18 protein-coding genes and 1 other annotated feature are annotated in these 15,973 nt (G+C 53.0%); of the genes, 6 read left to right on the top strand and 12 right to left on the bottom strand.

Annotated elements, in window-relative coordinates:
• Positions 1 to 75 precede the first annotated feature (75 nt).
• Entirely contained in the window at positions 76 to 807 is a 732-nt protein-coding gene (yfiH, locus tag ACE3MN_RS06430) for a purine nucleoside phosphorylase YfiH (RefSeq protein WP_024358390.1), read from the bottom strand.
• Complete coding sequence (gene rluD, locus ACE3MN_RS06425; RefSeq protein WP_004123738.1) at positions 804 to 1,784, bottom strand: 23S rRNA pseudouridine(1911/1915/1917) synthase RluD; 981 nt, start codon at positions 1,782 to 1,784, stop codon at positions 804 to 806. The genes yfiH and rluD overlap by 4 nt, the downstream gene beginning before the upstream one ends.
• A gap of 132 nt (positions 1,785 to 1,916) precedes the next feature.
• On the opposite strand from rluD, the gene bamD reads away from it, so the two are divergent.
• From bamD to pheA, 3 genes are all read left to right on the top strand, one after another.
• Positions 1,917 to 2,654: an outer membrane protein assembly factor BamD gene (bamD, locus tag ACE3MN_RS06420; RefSeq protein ID WP_004123741.1), complete on the top strand. Its 738-nt coding sequence runs from the start codon at positions 1,917 to 1,919 to the stop codon at positions 2,652 to 2,654.
• Positions 2,655 to 2,925: 271 nt separating this feature from the next.
• The gene (gene raiA, locus ACE3MN_RS06415; protein ID WP_004104616.1) at positions 2,926 to 3,261 is read left to right on the top strand and encodes a ribosome-associated translation inhibitor RaiA; all 336 of its coding nucleotides are present in this window, start codon (positions 2,926 to 2,928) and stop codon (positions 3,259 to 3,261) included.
• A gap of 106 nt (positions 3,262 to 3,367) precedes the next feature.
• Positions 3,368 to 3,492: a sequence feature (Phe leader region), on the top strand.
• 30 nt (positions 3,493 to 3,522) lie between these two features.
• On the top strand, positions 3,523 to 4,683 hold the full coding sequence (gene pheA, locus ACE3MN_RS06410) for a bifunctional chorismate mutase/prephenate dehydratase (RefSeq protein WP_064410925.1): 1,161 nt from the start codon (positions 3,523 to 3,525) through the stop codon (positions 4,681 to 4,683).
• Here the strand turns inward: pheA and ACE3MN_RS06405 are convergent.
• From ACE3MN_RS06405 to aroF, 3 genes are all read right to left on the bottom strand, one after another.
• Positions 4,680 to 5,552: an SMP-30/gluconolactonase/LRE family protein gene (locus ACE3MN_RS06405; protein ID WP_375364315.1), complete on the bottom strand. Its 873-nt coding sequence runs from the start codon at positions 5,550 to 5,552 to the stop codon at positions 4,680 to 4,682. The genes pheA and ACE3MN_RS06405 overlap by 4 nt on opposite strands.
• A gap of 67 nt (positions 5,553 to 5,619) precedes the next feature.
• Positions 5,620 to 6,741: a bifunctional chorismate mutase/prephenate dehydrogenase gene (tyrA, locus tag ACE3MN_RS06400; RefSeq protein ID WP_004136934.1), complete on the bottom strand. Its 1,122-nt coding sequence runs from the start codon at positions 6,739 to 6,741 to the stop codon at positions 5,620 to 5,622.
• A 9-nt stretch (positions 6,742 to 6,750) separates the two neighbouring features.
• Positions 6,751 to 7,821 carry a 3-deoxy-7-phosphoheptulonate synthase AroF gene (gene aroF / locus ACE3MN_RS06395; protein WP_049086780.1) on the bottom strand — a complete coding sequence of 357 codons (1,071 nt, stop codon included), beginning with the start codon at positions 7,819 to 7,821 and terminating at the stop codon, positions 6,751 to 6,753.
• A gap of 344 nt (positions 7,822 to 8,165) precedes the next feature.
• Between aroF and ACE3MN_RS06390 the strand changes: the two genes are divergently transcribed.
• Genes ACE3MN_RS06390 through ACE3MN_RS06380 form a run of 3 tightly spaced genes read left to right on the top strand, consistent with a single transcriptional unit; the run spans position 8,166 to position 10,385 of the window.
• Positions 8,166 to 8,675 carry a YfiR family protein gene (locus tag ACE3MN_RS06390; RefSeq protein WP_049250678.1) on the top strand — a complete coding sequence of 170 codons (510 nt, stop codon included), beginning with the start codon at positions 8,166 to 8,168 and terminating at the stop codon, positions 8,673 to 8,675.
• Positions 8,668 to 9,891 (top strand): diguanylate cyclase DgcN, encoded by a 1,224-nt coding sequence (gene dgcN, locus ACE3MN_RS06385; RefSeq protein WP_004136930.1) that lies wholly within the window; start codon positions 8,668 to 8,670, stop codon positions 9,889 to 9,891. The genes ACE3MN_RS06390 and dgcN overlap by 8 nt, the downstream gene beginning before the upstream one ends.
• An 11-nt stretch (positions 9,892 to 9,902) precedes the next feature.
• Positions 9,903 to 10,385, top strand: coding sequence for an OmpA family protein (locus tag ACE3MN_RS06380; RefSeq protein ID WP_004136929.1), 483 nt, complete (start codon positions 9,903 to 9,905; stop codon positions 10,383 to 10,385).
• Between the two features lie 5 nt (positions 10,386 to 10,390).
• Here the strand turns inward: ACE3MN_RS06380 and ACE3MN_RS06375 are convergent, their stop codons facing one another.
• The 7 genes from ACE3MN_RS06375 to ffh form a co-directional block, all read right to left on the bottom strand.
• Entirely contained in the window at positions 10,391 to 11,761 is a 1,371-nt protein-coding gene (locus ACE3MN_RS06375; protein ID WP_154931034.1) for a PepSY domain-containing protein, read from the bottom strand.
• A 54-nt stretch (positions 11,762 to 11,815) separates the two neighbouring features.
• Positions 11,816 to 12,253 (bottom strand): DUF2946 domain-containing protein, encoded by a 438-nt coding sequence (locus tag ACE3MN_RS06370; RefSeq protein WP_024358396.1) that lies wholly within the window; start codon positions 12,251 to 12,253, stop codon positions 11,816 to 11,818.
• Positions 12,254 to 12,373: 120 nt separating this feature from the next.
• Positions 12,374 to 12,721, bottom strand: a complete 348-nt coding sequence (gene rplS / locus ACE3MN_RS06365) for a 50S ribosomal protein L19 (protein ID WP_004104634.1) — start codon at positions 12,719 to 12,721, stop codon at positions 12,374 to 12,376.
• Between the two features lie 39 nt (positions 12,722 to 12,760).
• Positions 12,761 to 13,528 carry a tRNA (guanosine(37)-N1)-methyltransferase TrmD gene (trmD, locus tag ACE3MN_RS06360; RefSeq protein WP_004104636.1) on the bottom strand — a complete coding sequence of 256 codons (768 nt, stop codon included), beginning with the start codon at positions 13,526 to 13,528 and terminating at the stop codon, positions 12,761 to 12,763.
• Positions 13,529 to 13,574: 46 nt separating this feature from the next.
• Positions 13,575 to 14,123, bottom strand: coding sequence for a ribosome maturation factor RimM (rimM, locus tag ACE3MN_RS06355; protein ID WP_004123774.1), 549 nt, complete (start codon positions 14,121 to 14,123; stop codon positions 13,575 to 13,577).
• An 18-nt stretch (positions 14,124 to 14,141) separates the two neighbouring features.
• Entirely contained in the window at positions 14,142 to 14,390 is a 249-nt protein-coding gene (gene rpsP, locus ACE3MN_RS06350; protein WP_004123777.1) for a 30S ribosomal protein S16, read from the bottom strand.
• Positions 14,391 to 14,605: 215 nt separating this feature from the next.
• Complete coding sequence (gene ffh, locus ACE3MN_RS06345) at positions 14,606 to 15,973, bottom strand: signal recognition particle protein (protein ID WP_004123779.1); 1,368 nt, start codon at positions 15,971 to 15,973, stop codon at positions 14,606 to 14,608.

Below are 15,973 nucleotides of genomic sequence, written 5' to 3'. Positions count from 1 at the left end.
CCTCAATTATTCAAGGTTAAAGACCTGAACTATGCAAAAATAAGTTTGCCTTCTGGATCGTCTTAGCTCGGCAGGTTATATCAGCCAGATGAAACTTGCCATACGACCCGTCGTCTTGTCGCGACGATAAGAGAAAAAATCATCTTTTTCGCTGAGGGTGCAGCGGTCGCCGCCAAAAATCTGCTCAACGCCAACGCCCGTCAGACGCTGACGAGCAAGCTGATAGATATCAGCAAAATACTTCTCACCCGCAGGGCGAAATGCGCGCTCCGCTTGAGCATCTTTTGCCACAAAGGCTTCGCGCACTTCCGGGCCGACCTCAAACGCATCCGGCCCGATGGCGGGGCCAAGCCAGGCCATAATGTTTTCCGGGCTATCGGCAAAACAGGCAACGGTTTCTTCCAGCACGCCTTCGCAAAGACCTCGCCAGCCGGCATGAGCAGCCGCAACTTCCGTACCCGCGCGGTTACAAAAAAGCACCGGCAGGCAATCTGCGGTCATTACCGCGCATACCGTACCCGGCACATTGCAGTATGACGCATCCGCGCGCTTTGAAGCGTACGGCCCGCCGTCGAGTTTCAACACTGCCGTACCGTGAACCTGTTCCAGCCACACCGGGTATGACGGCAGACCGCCGGCGGCGAACATGCGCCGACGGTTCTCTTCTACGTGCTGCAGATTGTCTCCGCAATGAGCGCCGAGGTTAAGTGAATCGTATGGCGATAAACTCACCCCGCCAACGCGCGTGGAACTACAGGCAGCCACGCCTTCCGGCATCGGCCATTGCGGTACAATCACTTTAGTCATAACCAGTCGATATCGTCTTTATGAGTTTCAAAATCAGCGCGCATGGCATCGATCAAATCAACCATATCCTGCGGAATTGGCGCATGCCATTCCATCTCAATACCGCTGATCGGATGGTATAAGCGCAGCATCGTGGCGTGGAGAGCCTGGCGGTCGAACTTACGCAGAGCAGTGATGAACTCTTCCGACGCACCTTTAGGCGGACGCGGGCGTCCCCCATAAACCTGATCGCCCACCAGCGGATGGGTGATGTGCGCCATGTGCACGCGAATCTGGTGCGTACGACCGGTCTCGAGGCGCAAACGCAAACGAGTATGAATGCGAAAATGCTCCATGATCCGATAGTGCGTCACCGCCGGTTTCCCCATGGGATGTACCGCCATATGCGTACGCTTGGTCGGGTGACGGCTAATCGGTTCTTCAACCGTTCCGCCAGCCGTCATATGACCAATCGCCACCGCTTCATATTCACGGGTAATTTCACGCAGCTGCAGGGATTCCACCAGCCGGGTTTGCGCTGGGATAGTCTTTGCTACCACCATTAAACCGGTGGTGTCTTTATCAAGACGGTGCACGATCCCCGCCCGCGGCACGTCAGCAATGGCCGGATAGTAGTGCAACAGCGCATTCAGCACAGTACCGTCAGGGTTGCCCGCGCCGGGGTGCACAACTAAATCGCGCGGTTTATTAATTACGAGGATGTCATCATCTTCATAAACGATATTGAGCGGAATATCCTGCGGTTGGAAACGGACTTCTTCTTCGATTTCAACATCGATAGCAATCGTCTCTCCCCCCAGCACTTTCTCTTTCGGCTTGTCGCTGACGCAGCCGTTTACCAGCACTCTCTGGTCAAGGATCCATTCTTTTATGCGCGAACGCGAATAATCCGGGAACAATTCGGCCAAAGCCTGATCTAAGCGTTGTCCGAGTTGATTTTCGGACACCGTTGCGTTGAGTTGTACTCGTTGTGCCATATACAGCTTCTTCGTTTTAACGTTGGGTTTTACGGCTTTGCCGTTTAATATAGTGTGCTATTGTAGCTGGTCTTAATCGGGAGCAGGAACAGAGATTCTCCCGCATAAACATTTTGAGGAAGTCAAAACGTCATGACGCGCATGAAATACCTGGTGGCAGCAGCCACACTGAGCCTGGCTTTGGTGGGTTGCTCTGGCTCAAAGGAGGAGGTGCCCGATAATCCGCCGAATGAGATCTACGCGACCGCTCAGCAAAAGCTGCAGGACGGTAACTGGAAACAGGCAATAACGCAACTGGAAGCGTTGGATAACCGTTATCCCTTTGGACCTTATTCCCAACAGGTACAGTTGGACCTGATTTATGCGTACTACAAAAACGCCGATCTACCGCTGGCTCAGGCCGCTATCGATCGCTTTGTGCGCCTGAACCCGACCCATCCTAACATTGATTACGTTATTTATATGCGTGGTCTGACAAATATGGCGTTGGATGACAGTGCGCTGCAGGGCTTCTTCGGCGTCGACCGTTCTGACCGCGACCCGCAACACGCGCGCGATGCCTTTAACGACTTCTCCAAACTGGTTCGTGGCTATCCCAACAGCCAGTACTCTACTGACGCCTATAAACGTATGGTGTTCCTGAAGGATCGTCTGGCGAAGTACGAGCTGTCGGTAGTTGATTACTACACCGATCGTGGCGCATGGGTTGCGGTAGTTAACCGCGTAGACGGCATGCTGCGTAACTATCCGGATACGCAGGCCACCCGCGATGCGCTGCCGAAGATGGAAAACGCCTACCGTCAGATGCAGATGAACGCGCAGGCTGACAAGGTTGCGAAAATTATTGCGGCCAACAGCAAGAACACCTGATAGCCCTTAGATAAGCAAAACGGCAGCCAAATGGCTGCCGTTTTTTTATTCGTTAAATAGCTCAGCTGAAGCGGTTTAGCGCCGAGTTAACTCATCAAATATGGCTCTCTTTCTTCCTTTCCACAAGTAAAATCTCACCTGTTCCTGTCCTGTCTCACAAAACAGATTTGTTGACAAAAAGTGACAATAAAATGTGATTTAAATCACGCATTTTGACATTGGGCGAGGTATGCTGAGTTCACCAAGACGGGAAAGACAAGAGGTAAAATTTATGACAATGAACATTACCAGTAAACAAATGGAAATTACTCCGGCAATCCGCCAGCACGTCGCAGACCGTCTCGCCAAACTGGATAAATGGCAAACCCACTTAATTAACCCGCACATCATCCTCTCTAAGGAGCCGCAGGGTTTTGTCGCTGACGCCACCATCAATACGCCAAACGGGCATCTGGTTGCCAGCGCGCGGCACGAAGACATGTATGCCGCGATCAACGAATTGATCAACAAGCTGGAACGGCAGCTTAATAAAGTGCAGCACAAAGGGGAAGCCCGCCGCGCCGCCACATCGGTGAAAGAGGCTGGCTTTGTGGAAGAAGAAGAGTAATCCTTAACTTAAGCTTGTGTCATGCAACGCGCCTCCGGGCGCGTTTTTTATTGACAGAGTGAAAACAGTACAGGTACTGTAATCCCCACTAACTCAAGGAATTCATCATGCAACCGAACCTGTTCTTCTTCGCATTCTTTTTTACCTTCCCCTGAATGGGAGGCAATTCGTCGTGTGATAAAGAATGCGAAGACGAACAACAAGGCCTCCCAAACGGGAGGCCTTTTTTATTGATAATCAATAACAAGAAAGGCAACACATATGACCGAGGAAAACCCATTACTGGCGCTACGCGATAAGATCAGCGCTCTGGATGAGAAGCTGCTGGCGCTGCTGGCGGAACGCCGCGGCCTGGCCGTAGAGGTAGGAAAAGCCAAGCTGGCATCGCATCGCCCGGTGCGGGATATCGACCGCGAGCGGGACCTGCTGGAACGCCTGATGACGTTGGGAAAAAAACATCATCTCGATGCCCACTACATCACGCGCCTGTTCCAGCTGATCATTGAAGACTCGGTCCTTACCCAACAAACGCTACTGCAGCAGCACCTCAATAAAATCAATCCGCACTCCGCGCGCGTGGCGTTTCTCGGACCGAAAGGTTCATATTCGCATCTTGCGGCCCGCCAGTATGCCGCCCGCCACTTTGAACAGTTTATCGAAAGCGGCTGTGCGAAATTCGCCGATATCTTTGAGCAAGTGGAGACGGGCCAGGCCGACTATGCCGTGGTCCCTATTGAAAATACCAGCTCCGGCGGCATCAATGATGTTTACGATCTTCTGCAGCACACTACTTTATCTATCGTCGGCGAGCTGACTCTGCCTATCGATCACTGCGTGTTGGTTTCAACATCCACCGACGCGCAACAGATTACGACGGTCTACAGCCATCCGCAGCCGTTCCAGCAGTGCAGCCAGTACCTCAGCCGCTATCCGCACTGGAATATTGAATATACCGATAGCACCTCCTCAGCGATGGAAAAAGTCGCTCAGGCTAATTCGCCGACCGTGGCCGCCCTGGGCAGCGAAGCAGGCGGAGCGCTGCACGGTTTGCAGGTACTGGAACATTGTCAGGCTAACCAAACGCAAAATATCACCCGCTTCCTGGTTCTGGCGCGTAAAGCGGTGGAAGTCTCCGATCAGGTTCCCGCAAAAACCACGCTGTTGATGGCCACCGGCCAGCAAGCCGGGGCCCTGGTAGAAGCGCTGCTGGTGCTGCGAAACCATAACCTGATTATGACCAAGCTGGAGTCGCGTCCCATTCACGGTAATCCGTGGGAAGAGATGTTTTATCTGGATATCCAGGCCAACCTGGAATCACTGCCCATGCGTAAAGCCTTAAAAGAGCTGGCCGAGATAACCCGTTCCATGAAGGTGCTGGGCTGTTATGCCAGCGAAAACGTGGTACCGGTCGATCCGGTTTAACGCTCTATAAACGGCAATTTCTTCATCCCTGCCACGCTAACCGGCAGGGTGAAGATGGCCCCGGAAAGCGGATATTTCGCCACTTCCTCAGCATCCATATTCTCCCGCGTGGTGGTGATATAGAGCGTCTTCATATCCGTTCCGCCAAAACAGACCATCGTCGGGCAACGCACCGGTAAACGATGCTCCTCCAGCTGCTCGCCCGTCGGTGAAAAGCGGGCAATACGCCAACCGTCAAACATCGCGCTCCAATAGCAACCTTCAGCATCGATGGCCGCGCCATCAGGAATTCCCTCACCCGGATGAAAACGGCGAAAGACCTCGCGTTTCCCCGCCTCGCCCCGCTTATCGAGAGGTGTTCGATAGATAACGGCATTCGGCGTATCCGAGGTATACATCCAACGCTTGTCTTCGCTAAACGCCAGACCGTTAGCACCGTGAATATCGCACTGGATAACCTGCGGGGAGAGATCGCTATCGATGCGCATCAAGAGCGCGCCGTTAAAATCGCCCGGCCCCCAGAAAGTTCCGGCATAAAAACGGCCGTCGCGATCGGTTCCGCCATCATTAAAGCGTGCTAATTGCGGATTGCTGGGGTTATCGCAGACTTTTCGCTGCAGCAGGCCATGCGCATCCGTGAGCCAGATACCGCTACGTAAAGCGACGATAAAACCGCCCTTCGCGCGCAGGGCAAAACAACCGGGCTCCTCGGGAAACTGTAATACCTGATGTTCACCCGTCCGCACGTCGTAACAATGAATCTCGCACTCCATAATATCGGCCCAGTACAAGGCCTGTTCGGCTTCGCTCCAGGTCGGACACTCCGGTAAATGCCCGGTATAATCAAACAGCGGTTGTGGTTCAGCCATCGTTTTCATCCCTATAAAAAAGCCAGCGGGTCACCCCTCTGGCTTTATTGTATACGCGTTTTACGCCTTACTGCCGATTATCATTCGCCTGGCGCAGCAACGTCCGGCTTTCGCTCTGGAAGCGCTGGGCATAGTCCCCGAACCAGTGTTCAACCTTACGGAAGCTATCGATAAACGCCTGTTTATCCCCCTGCTCCAGCAGGCCGATAGCTTCACCGAAACGCTGGTAGTATCGCTTAATCAGCGCCAGGTTATTTTCCGAGGACATAATAATGTCAGCGTAGAGCTGCGGATCCTGGGCAAACAGTCGGCCAACCATCGCCAGCTCCAGACGATAAATTGGCGACGAGAGCGCTAAAAGTTGCTCAAGACGCACGTTCTCTTCGGCCAGATGCAGGCCATAAGCGAAGGTAGCAAAGTGGCGCAACGCCTGAATAAAGGCCATGTTCTGGTCGTGTTCGACGGCGCTGATACGATGCAACCGAGCGCCCCAGACCTGAATTTGCTCAAGAAACCACTGGTAGGCCTCAGGCTGGCGGCCATCGCAATACACCACTACCTGCTTCGCCAGGCTGCCGCTATCAGGACCAAACATAGGATGCAGACCCAATACCGGACCTTTATGCGCAGCCAGCATCGCCTGCAGCGGTTCCGCTTTCACCGAAGCCAAATCGACCAGGATGCAGTCCGCCGGCAGCGGAGGCAGCTGAGCAATCGTCGCCGCCGTGATATGAATCGGCACGCTGACGATAACCATACCGGCATCGGCGACAATCTCGTCCGCCCGCGACCAGTCGTCTTTCTCCAGGATACGAACCTGATATCCGGAAAGCGTCAGCATTTTCTCAAACAGACGCCCCATTTGCCCGCCGCCACCGACAATAACGACCGGACGCAGGTTCGGATAAAGCGTTTTAAAACCTTTATCGTTTTCGCTGGAATAAGACTCACGCATGACGCGACGCAGGACATCTTCGATAAGATCCGGCGGAACCCCAAGCGCAGCAGCCTCCTCACGGCGGGAGGCCAGCATCGCCGATTCACGCTCAGGGACGTAAATCGGCAGGCCATAATGGCTTTTAACCTCTCCGACTTGCGCTACCAGCTCCAGGCGCTTCGCCAGCAACTCCAGCAGCGCTTTATCGACTTCATCAATTTGATCGCGTAACGCGGTCAGTTCAGCAACCATACAATCCTCTTACGCCAGACGAGCCGCCAGATGGCCTCGCAGATCCTTATCAAGTTCGCGGAGCAGCGCATCGGTGGTTTCCCAACTAATGCAGGCATCGGTCACCGAGACGCCGTATTTCATATCGCAACGCGGCTGCTCAGAGGACTGATTACCTTCGTGGATATTGCTCTCAATCATCAGACCAATAATGGAACGGTTACCATCTTTGATCTGCGCGACCACGGATTCCGCAACCGCGGGCTGACGGCGGTAGTCTTTATTCGAATTCCCATGGCTGCAATCTACCATCAGGGAAGGCTTCAGTCCCGCCTGAGTCATCTCTTTTTCGCACTTCGCGACGTCTTCCGGGCCATAGTTTGGCGCTTTCCCACCGCGCAAAATGACGTGACCGTTCGGGTTGCCCTGGGTTTGCAGCAGGCACACCTGTCCAGCCTGGTTGATGCCGACGAAACGGTGCGGCATTGCGGCAGCGCGCATCGCGTTAATGGCGGTGGCAAGGCTACCGTCGGTGCCGTTTTTAAACCCAACCGGCATCGACAGGCCTGAAGCCATTTCGCGGTGAGTCTGGGATTCCGTCGTACGCGCGCCGATAGCGGACCAGCTAAACAGATCGCCGAGGTACTGAGGACTATTTGGATCCAACGCTTCCGTCGCCAACGGTAGCCCCATATTGACCAGTTCAACCAGCAGACGACGCGCAATCTTCAGGCCGCCTTCCACATCAAAAGAACCATCCATATGCGGATCGTTAATCAGCCCTTTCCAGCCAACGGTGGTACGGGGTTTTTCAAAATAGACGCGCATGACCAGATAGAGGCTATCGCTGACCTCTGCGGCAAGAGCTTTAAAACGACGAGCGTACTCAATGGCGGTTTCAGGATCGTGAATTGAGCAAGGACCACACACCACCAGCAAGCGCGGATCGCGACCGGCGATGATGTCAGAGATGGTCTGCCGAGAGTGCGCGATCTGCGCTTCCTGCTCAACACTCAAAGGGAATTCAGCTTTCAACTGATCCGGAGTGATCAAAACCTGTTCATCGGTAATATGTACGTTGTTCAGCGCGTCTTTTTGCATGATTGCGATCCTGTATAGCTTGTTTGCGATAGTTATTGCCTCAGCGAGGATGACGTAACGATACCACACAAAGTAAAGATTTCAATCCATATTCCGTAAATCTTACTTTACACATGGAAATTAAATCGCGCAAAACTTCCTTTTTATTGTACATTATTATTTACACATAGCGATTTAACGCCCGTTACTCCCTTTTTAAAAGCGATTCTTTTACGAAAAATCCTGGTGAGAATTATCTTAAAGCGGCGAGGCTGGCTAATGACGCTTTTCATCAATAATGCTATTCTTCGCCCGGGTTTCAGCAATCTGCATCCCCCACGCAATGACAACCTGACGGAACCGTAATGACTGTTCTTCACCGTCTCTTTTTGACTTTAGTACTATCACTCGTGGGTATCTCTGCTGTTGCCTCCGGACCGTCTGAAAATGTTCGGACGATCGTTTCGGGGATCGTGACTTATACACGCTGGCCGCAATTATCAGGTCCTCCAAGGCTATGTATTTTTTCGACATCACGTTATATCCATAGCCTGGCCGAAGAAGCACCGGAAATATTGCCTTATAAACCCGTGATTGTTCGTAATACAGAAGAAGCCTTACAGACGACCTGCGATGGTTTTTATTTTGGCAGTGAATCACCGATCCAACAGTCTGAATTTACGGCCAAATATGGAAACCGGCCCCTATTACTTATTGCGGAACAAAACACCGATTGCTCTATTGGCAGCGCTTTTTGCCTGCTTATAAACAATGAGAGAGTCAGATTTTCCGTAAATCTGGATGTACTGACGCACAGCGGCGTTCGGGTTAATCCCGAGGTACTGATGCTTGCCCGGAAAACATCACATGAATAAGGATTTTTCTCAGGCCCCGCGCCCCACATTTAAAAGAGCGCTGCGCCGTATCAGCATGATAAGCGTGGTGATCTCTATGACACTGGTCTGGCTGTTACTCTGCGCCGCTTCCATATTCACACTTAAGCAATACGCACAAAAAAACCTGGAGCTTACCGCCGCTACCATGGGCCGCAGCCTGGAAGCCGCGCTCGTTTTTGGCGATAGCGCAGCGGCTGAAGATACGCTGGCCACGCTGGGAAGACAGGGGCAATTCTCCAAAGCCATTCTGGTCGATGGCCGACAAAAGCCCTTCGCCTCATGGCATAACGAGCGGCTGGTCAGGCAGGATAAAATCAGCGACGTTATCAGCAAATGGCTATTCCCTGACCCCACGGTACAGCCTATCTGGCACCAGGGGAAAATCATCGGTGAACTCCGTCTGACCGCGCTGGACCGGCTGATAAGCTATTTTCTTGGCATCTCAATTATTGTGCTCACCGGCAGCATTTTTCTTGCTTCCTGCATCGCCTTGCTCCTGACCCACTCGCTGCACCGCGGCATTGTGGCTGCGTTACAGAGCATTACCGAAGTGGTGCATGATATTCGCGAAAATCGCCATTTTTCTCGCCGGGTCCCCGAAGAGCGCATTGAAGAATTCCACCTGTTTGCCCAGGACTTTAATAGCCTATTGGGCGAAATGGAGGACTGGCAGCGGCAGCTTCAGGCTAAAAATGCCCAGCTCCTGCGCAGTTCATTGCACGATCCGTTAACCGGTCTGGCTAACAGAGCGGCTTTCCGTAATGTCATTAATGAGCTGATGAAAGACGAAACCGTCCACAGTAGTTCCGCGCTGTTATTTCTTGATGGCGATAACTTCAAGCTTATTAACGATAACTGGGGCCACGCAGCTGGCGATAAAGTGTTAATTGAAGTCGCGAGCCGCCTGATGGCCTTTGTCGGCAAACAGCATCAGGCGTGGCGTCTCGGCGGCGATGAATTTGCCATTCTGCTACGCGATGTGCATTCAGAGACCGAAGTTCAGGCCCTGTGCCGTGCGTTGTCCGAACAGTTTATCCAGCCATTTAATCTCCACAATGGCCACACCACCAGTCTGTCACTGAGTATTGGATACGCTTTAACCTGGGAACATGCCTCCGCGGAAAATCTGCAAGAGCTTGCCGATCAAAATATGTATCGGATGAAACACCAGCGCTTGCAGCAAACGCAAAAATAAAAGGAATCACCATGATTGGGAAATATTTTGCACCTGCTTTACTTGCCGCAATTTTTCTTAGCGGCTGCCAGGCTCCGCAAGGAAAATTCTCTGCAGAACAAATTGCAGCAATGAAGTCATACGGCTTTACTGAAACCAACGGCGACTGGTCATTAGGAATATCTGATACCATCTTATTTGATAAAAATGATTACCACCTGCGTGCCGATAGCAAGCAGCAAATCCGCACGATGGCTTCACGCCTGGCCACCACCGGTATTACCCACAGCCGCCTCGAAGGCCATACTGATAATTACGGCGAAGATGGCTACAACGAAATGTTATCGCTTAAGCGCGCCAACAGCGTTGCGGATGCATGGGCCGAAGGGGCGAATATTCCGCGCGCCAATTTGACCACTCGCGGACTCGGGAAAAAGTATCCGATAGCCAGTAACGATACCGCGAAAGGACGCGCTGAAAACCGCCGCGTCACGGTGGTTATCAGCACGCCTTAAACAACCTATTCGACTGATTTAGCCTCTAACATCGCCGTTGCTGCGCGCCAGCGCAGATAATCAACGGCGAGACATAGCGCGAGGCTGCCCCCCATTAGCGGCAGCGCTACCCCCAACAACACCGCAATAACGGCAGTCAGCAGACGAGCGGGCCATGCTAATCCAAACCACGCCTGTATCAACGTATTGGCCGGGTTAGCCGCCGCGCGCGCCGGGCGGCGGATCCACCACAAGCGGTATCCCACCACTATCATCACGCAGAGTGCGGTTCCGAACGCGATAAGCAATAGCTGATTAACAAGGCCGAACAAAATTCCCATATGGAAATCAACCCCCCAGCGGGTCAGCTTGGCCATGAGCGGAAAGTCGGAAAAATGCGTACGGTCAACGATCCGCATCGTTGACCCCTCGATCGCGACAGCATCAACCTGGGTTGGCCAGCTTCTGTCGATTTCATTTACCGTCCACGCGCGCCCAGGACCCGACGGCGGTCGAATCTCCAGCTTGCCGGCATCCAACCCCGCAGCACGTGCGGCCAGCAGAATCTTATCAAACTCCTCTACGCGCAGCGGAGATGCCGCCTCGCCCATCATCTTGCTTCCCATATGATGTTCCGCATGCGAATCGTGAACTGCCGAAACGGCGCTTTCAAGCTGCGTATTCACCTGTGGCGTCAGCCAACCAAAGGCGGCGCGCATCTTATCGACGTTACCACCGGCCCATTGTGACCAGGTTAAACCGGTCGCAGAAAATATGAGCATACCGACCAGCAATGCCCATCCGAGAGAGACATGCAGGCGGCGGCTATTCTGCATCTTATTGTTAATGCGACGACGCGGGCGGGTCATCGACCACAGCGCGATCCCACCGAGAGCGGCAACCCACATCCAGGACGCAGCGAGCTCGCTGTACAGGCGGCCAACGCTCCCCAGGAGCAATGAGCGGTGGGCATAATCAATCCACTGACGCAGCGGCAAAATACCGCTGGTACCGTAAACCGGCAGATCTCCTTTCACGTTTAACGTCACCGGATCGACAAAAATTGCCCGCGTTTCCGACTCGCCAAGGTTCGGGTCAATAAACATCACTCGGGTAGTATCGCCAGCCTGTATCCCCGGGCGTACCGCATGCAGGTGCAGGTTTCCCTGTATAGCCTCTGTTGCTACGGTAATTTGCGCGCTGAGCGGCTGTTTTTCTCCACTGAGCGTACCGCGAAGCGCATTCTGATAGAGCCAGCTTTCCAGCTGTGGAGTGGCGACATATAGCGTACCGGTCAGAGCCGCCGCAAAAATAAACGGTCCGATAAACAGTCCGATATAGAAATGAAAACGCCGCAGCAGGTTCAGCCATGCCGCGCGCGAGGTGCAGGTAGTCATACTTTTCCTTTTTTAAAAGCAAAAGAGAACGTTGCGCAGTGCGCAGGTTATTTTTTATGTAAGGGGGAAAGCAGACGGACGCGGCGGCGCTCGGGTAAGAGGATAAAGCCAGGGAAAGTAATGCCAGTGTTTGTGTACTGGTCGGCTAACAGGGACTCGCTGGCGTCGAAGCACCATGACAAGCAGCAGCATCAGCGCGAAAATCAGGCCTGGCACGTGAGCTAACAGCACGCAGTAGCCACAGGCTTCAGCATGATCGAGCGGTACGCCGTGCGAGCGTTGCGGCATCGAAGCGTCGGCGTGCATCATCGCCATCTGATGTGATGGCGCATCTTCCGCCATCGTCATCATTGCGTGGTGCATTCCGCTCATCGGATCTTTTTGCAAAGCGACTGAGATCAACGGCGCCACCACGATCAGCGCGATCGCAAACAGCGCCAGCCATGCGGCCCGCCGTTGAGATGCTGATTGATGAAGAATATCGCTGACCACCGCCCCTCCGAATAAGGGCCGTATTGTAAATGATTCACAATAAAATGGTTAAAATAAAGATAAAAAAAGGGCCAGCCCATCAGGCCAGCCCTCTCATTCAGGATGTCGCGAAAGCGAATCTTAGTTAAGACGCTCTTTGATACGAGCAGACTTACCGGTACGCTCACGCAGGTAGTACAGTTTAGCTTTACGTACAGCACCACGACGTTTGACAGAAATGCTGTCAACTACCGGAGAGTGAGTCTGGAAGACACGCTCAACGCCTTCGCCGTTGGAAATTTTACGAACAGTGAATGCAGAGTGCAGACCGCGGTTACGAATAGCGATAACCACGCCCTCGAATGCCTGCAGACGTTTTTTGGAACCTTCAACAACCCATACTTTCACTTCCACGGTATCACCCGGACGGAAGGAAGGTACGTCCTGCTTCATCTGTTCTTGTTCAAGTTGCTTAATAATGTTGCTCATAATTTAATCTCTTATCCTGGGTAAACTGATATTGGGGGCTTACGCCATCCCATCATGTTTATGCTGCTGTTGCGCGAGTTCCTTTTTGAACTCCGCCAGCAACCTTGCTTGCTCTTCAGTCAGAGCCAGGTTTTCCAAAAGTTCAGGTCTTCTAAGCCAGGTCCGGCCCAGCGACTGCTTCAGACGCCAGCGACGTATCTCAGCGTGGTTTCCCGACAGCAATACCGGCGGTACTTCCATACCTTCTAACACTTCAGGCCGCGTATAGTGCGGGCAATCCAGCAATCCTTCAGCAAAAGAGTCCTCGATTGCTGAAGCTTCATGACCCAGAACCCCCGGAATAAACCGGGAAACGGAGTCAATCAGCGTCATTGCCGGTAGCTCGCCACCGCTGAGAACGTAATCGCCGATTGACCATTCTTCATCAATCTCGGTCTGAATTACGCGCTCATCTACGCCTTCGTAGCGACCGCATACCAAAATCAGCTTCTGATTGGTTGCCAGTTCGCTGACGCCCGCTTGATCAAGCTTGCGTCCCTGAGGTGAAAGATAAATCACCTTTGCGCCTTCACCTGCCGCGGCTTTTGCTGCATGAATGGCATCCCGTAAAGGTTGCACCATCATTAACATCCCCGGTCCGCCGCCGTAAGGACGATCGTCCACGGTACGGTGCCGGTCATGAGCGAAATCACGAGGACTCCAGCTCTGGATGCTCAGCAGGCCATTTTTTACTGCCCGGCCAGTTACCCCGTAATCGGTAATTGCGCGGAACATTTCAGGAAACAGGCTAACGATACCTATAAACACAAGCCAATCCCCATAGCGCCGTTTTTTTACCGTTTATCCGGAGAATTTAAAAACCAGGATCCCAATCTACTTCGATAGTACGAGTAGCGAGATCGACTTTCTTGATAACCTGCCCATCGAGGAACGGAACCAGCCGCTCCTTGATACCAAATGCATCTTTCAGGTTTGCCTTGATGACGAGAACGTCATTAGATCCAGTTTCCATCATATCGATGACTTTACCGAGACCATAGCCTTCAGTGGTCACTACCTGGCAGCCCATCAGGTCTTTCCAGTAATAGTCACCCTCTTCAAGCGCAGGCAGCTGCGATGAATCCACGACAATTTCGCAATTAGTCAAAAGATTCGCTGCATCGCGATCGTCAATGCCTTTCAGCTTAATGACGATATCCTGATTGTGGTGGCGCCAGCTTTCCAGCTCAACAACCTGCCACTGACCCGCCTTCTGGATAAACCAGGGCTGATAGTCAAAAATGCTTTCGGCGTCTTCGGTGGAGGAAAACACTCTGAGCCAACCACGGATACCGTAGGAAGAACCCATCTTGCCTAATACAATCGGTTCAACAGGTGCTTGTGCGGTGTGTTGCTTGCTCATCATGACCACCGTGACAGATTAAGCTGCTTTGTTAGCGGCTTTGATCAGCGCAGCTACGCGATCGGAAACAGTAGCGCCCAGGCCAACCCAGTGAGCGATACGATCCAGATCCAGACGAGTTCCTTCTTCGGTCGCAGAAGCGATCGGGTTGAAGAAACCAACGCGCTCAATGAAGCGACCGTTGCGTGCATTACGGCTGTCGGTAACAACAACCTGGTAGAACGGACGCTTTTTCGCGCCGTGACGTGCTAAACGAATAGTAACCATAACATCCTCTTGTGTGAATAAAACACCGGGCCCCATCGAGGAACGGAGCCCGGTGTCATATTAAAAGCCCGAAAATTTTACTGATTTCTGGGGAAATTGCAATCAGCAGTTATAAACTCTGCCGTGGAAGGCCCCCTAAATGGGGTAACTGAGCCAGAGCGCGCCAACAATGGATAAAAAAAGAAGCGCGCCCCGACAGCAAAATAGCGACGATACTATCGCCCCCCGGGGAACCCAGGCGGCATCATACCTTTCATTCCGCGCATCATCTTCATCATGCCGCCTTTCGACTTCATCTTCTTCATCATGCGCTGCATATCGTCAAACTGTTTGAGCAGACGGTTCACATCCTGCACCTGCATTCCGCAGCCTGCGGCGATGCGGCGCTTGCGCGAACCTTTAATAATTTCCGGTTTCGCGCGCTCTTTCAGCGTCATCGAGTTGATGATGGCTTCCATACGCACCAGCACCTTATCGTCCATCTGCGATTTAACGTTGTCCGGTATCTGTCCCATGCCCGGCAGCTTGCCCATCAGGCTGGCCATACCGCCCATGTTTTTCATCTGCCGCAGCTGTTCAAGGAAATCGGTGAGATCAAAACCGTCGCCTTTTTTCAGTTTGGAAGCCAGCTTTTCAGCCTGCGCACGGTCAACCTTACTTTCGATATCTTCGATCAGCGACAGAACGTCGCCCATGCCGAGAATACGGGAAGCGATACGGTCCGGATGGAACGGCTCCAGCGCTTCGGTTTTCTCGCCAACGCCAAGGAATTTAATCGGCTTGCCGGTGATATGACGAATCGACAGCGCCGCACCGCCGCGGGCGTCGCCGTCCACTTTGGTCAGCACGACCCCGGTCAACGGCAGAGCCTCATTAAACGCTTTCGCCGTGTTCGCCGCATCCTGGCCGGTCATCGCATCGACAACAAACAGGGTTTCTACTGGATTGAGAGACGCATGAACCTGCTTAATCTCATCCATCATCGCTTCATCAACGTGCAGACGACCGGCGGTATCCACCAGCAGCACGTCGTAGAATTTGAGCTTCGCTTCCTTCAGCGCGGCATTAACGATATCAACCGGCTTCTGACCTACGTCAGACGGGAAGAAATCAACGCTAACCTGCTCGGCCAGCGTTTCCAGCTGCTTGATCGCCGCAGGGCGATAGACGTCAGCGGAAACCACCAGCACTTTCTTCTTGTGCTTTTCACGCAGGAACTTACCCAGCTTCGCGACGCTGGTGGTTTTACCCGCCCCCTGCAAACCGGCCATCAGCACCACGGCTGGCGGTTGCGCGGCTAAATCCAGCGCCTGGTTCTCTTCGCCCATCGCGGCAACCAGTTCGTTGCGCACGATTTTGACGAACTCCTGGCCCGGGGTCAGGCTTTTGTTGACTTCATGACCTACCGCGCTTTCTTTTACGCGGTTGATGAAGTCACGTACCACAGGCAGAGCAACGTCCGCCTCCAGCAGCGCCATACGCACTTCGCGCAGGGTATCTTTAATATTGTCTTCAGTAAGGCGTCCGCGGCCGCTAATGTTGCGCAGCGTACGCGACAAACGATCGGTTAAATTATCAAACAT

Source organism: Klebsiella grimontii, from assembly GCF_042137965.1.
Classification (GTDB): Bacteria; Pseudomonadota; Gammaproteobacteria; order Enterobacterales; family Enterobacteriaceae; genus Klebsiella; species Klebsiella grimontii.
Note: the sequence above shows the minus strand (reverse complement) of the source record. Positions and strands in the feature narration are given on the sequence as shown.

Bases quoted from the DNA above. Each gene is read 5' to 3' on its own strand.
- yfiH (WP_024358390.1), bottom strand. From the start codon at position 807: ATGACTAAAGTGATTGTACCGCAATGGCCGATGCCGGAAGGCGTGGCT.
- rluD (WP_004123738.1), bottom strand. From the start codon at position 1,784: ATGGCACAACGAGTACAACTCAACGCAACGGTGTCCGAAAATCAACTC.
- bamD (WP_004123741.1), top strand. From the start codon at position 1,917: ATGACGCGCATGAAATACCTGGTGGCAGCAGCCACACTGAGCCTGGCT.
- raiA (WP_004104616.1), top strand. From the start codon at position 2,926: ATGACAATGAACATTACCAGTAAACAAATGGAAATTACTCCGGCAATC.
- pheA (WP_064410925.1), top strand. From the start codon at position 3,523: ATGACCGAGGAAAACCCATTACTGGCGCTACGCGATAAGATCAGCGCT.
- ACE3MN_RS06405 (WP_375364315.1), bottom strand. From the start codon at position 5,552: ATGGCTGAACCACAACCGCTGTTTGATTATACCGGGCATTTACCGGAG.
- tyrA (WP_004136934.1), bottom strand. From the start codon at position 6,741: ATGGTTGCTGAACTGACCGCGTTACGCGATCAAATTGATGAAGTCGAT.
- aroF (WP_049086780.1), bottom strand. From the start codon at position 7,821: ATGCAAAAAGACGCGCTGAACAACGTACATATTACCGATGAACAGGTT.
- ACE3MN_RS06390 (WP_049250678.1), top strand. From the start codon at position 8,166: ATGACTGTTCTTCACCGTCTCTTTTTGACTTTAGTACTATCACTCGTG.
- dgcN (WP_004136930.1), top strand. From the start codon at position 8,668: ATGAATAAGGATTTTTCTCAGGCCCCGCGCCCCACATTTAAAAGAGCG.
- ACE3MN_RS06380 (WP_004136929.1), top strand. From the start codon at position 9,903: ATGATTGGGAAATATTTTGCACCTGCTTTACTTGCCGCAATTTTTCTT.
- ACE3MN_RS06375 (WP_154931034.1), bottom strand. From the start codon at position 11,761: ATGACTACCTGCACCTCGCGCGCGGCATGGCTGAACCTGCTGCGGCGT.
- rplS (WP_004104634.1), bottom strand. From the start codon at position 12,721: ATGAGCAACATTATTAAGCAACTTGAACAAGAACAGATGAAGCAGGAC.
- rimM (WP_004123774.1), bottom strand. From the start codon at position 14,123: ATGAGCAAGCAACACACCGCACAAGCACCTGTTGAACCGATTGTATTA.
- rpsP (WP_004123777.1), bottom strand. From the start codon at position 14,390: ATGGTTACTATTCGTTTAGCACGTCACGGCGCGAAAAAGCGTCCGTTC.
- ffh (WP_004123779.1), bottom strand. From the start codon at position 15,973: ATGTTTGATAATTTAACCGATCGTTTGTCGCGTACGCTGCGCAACATT.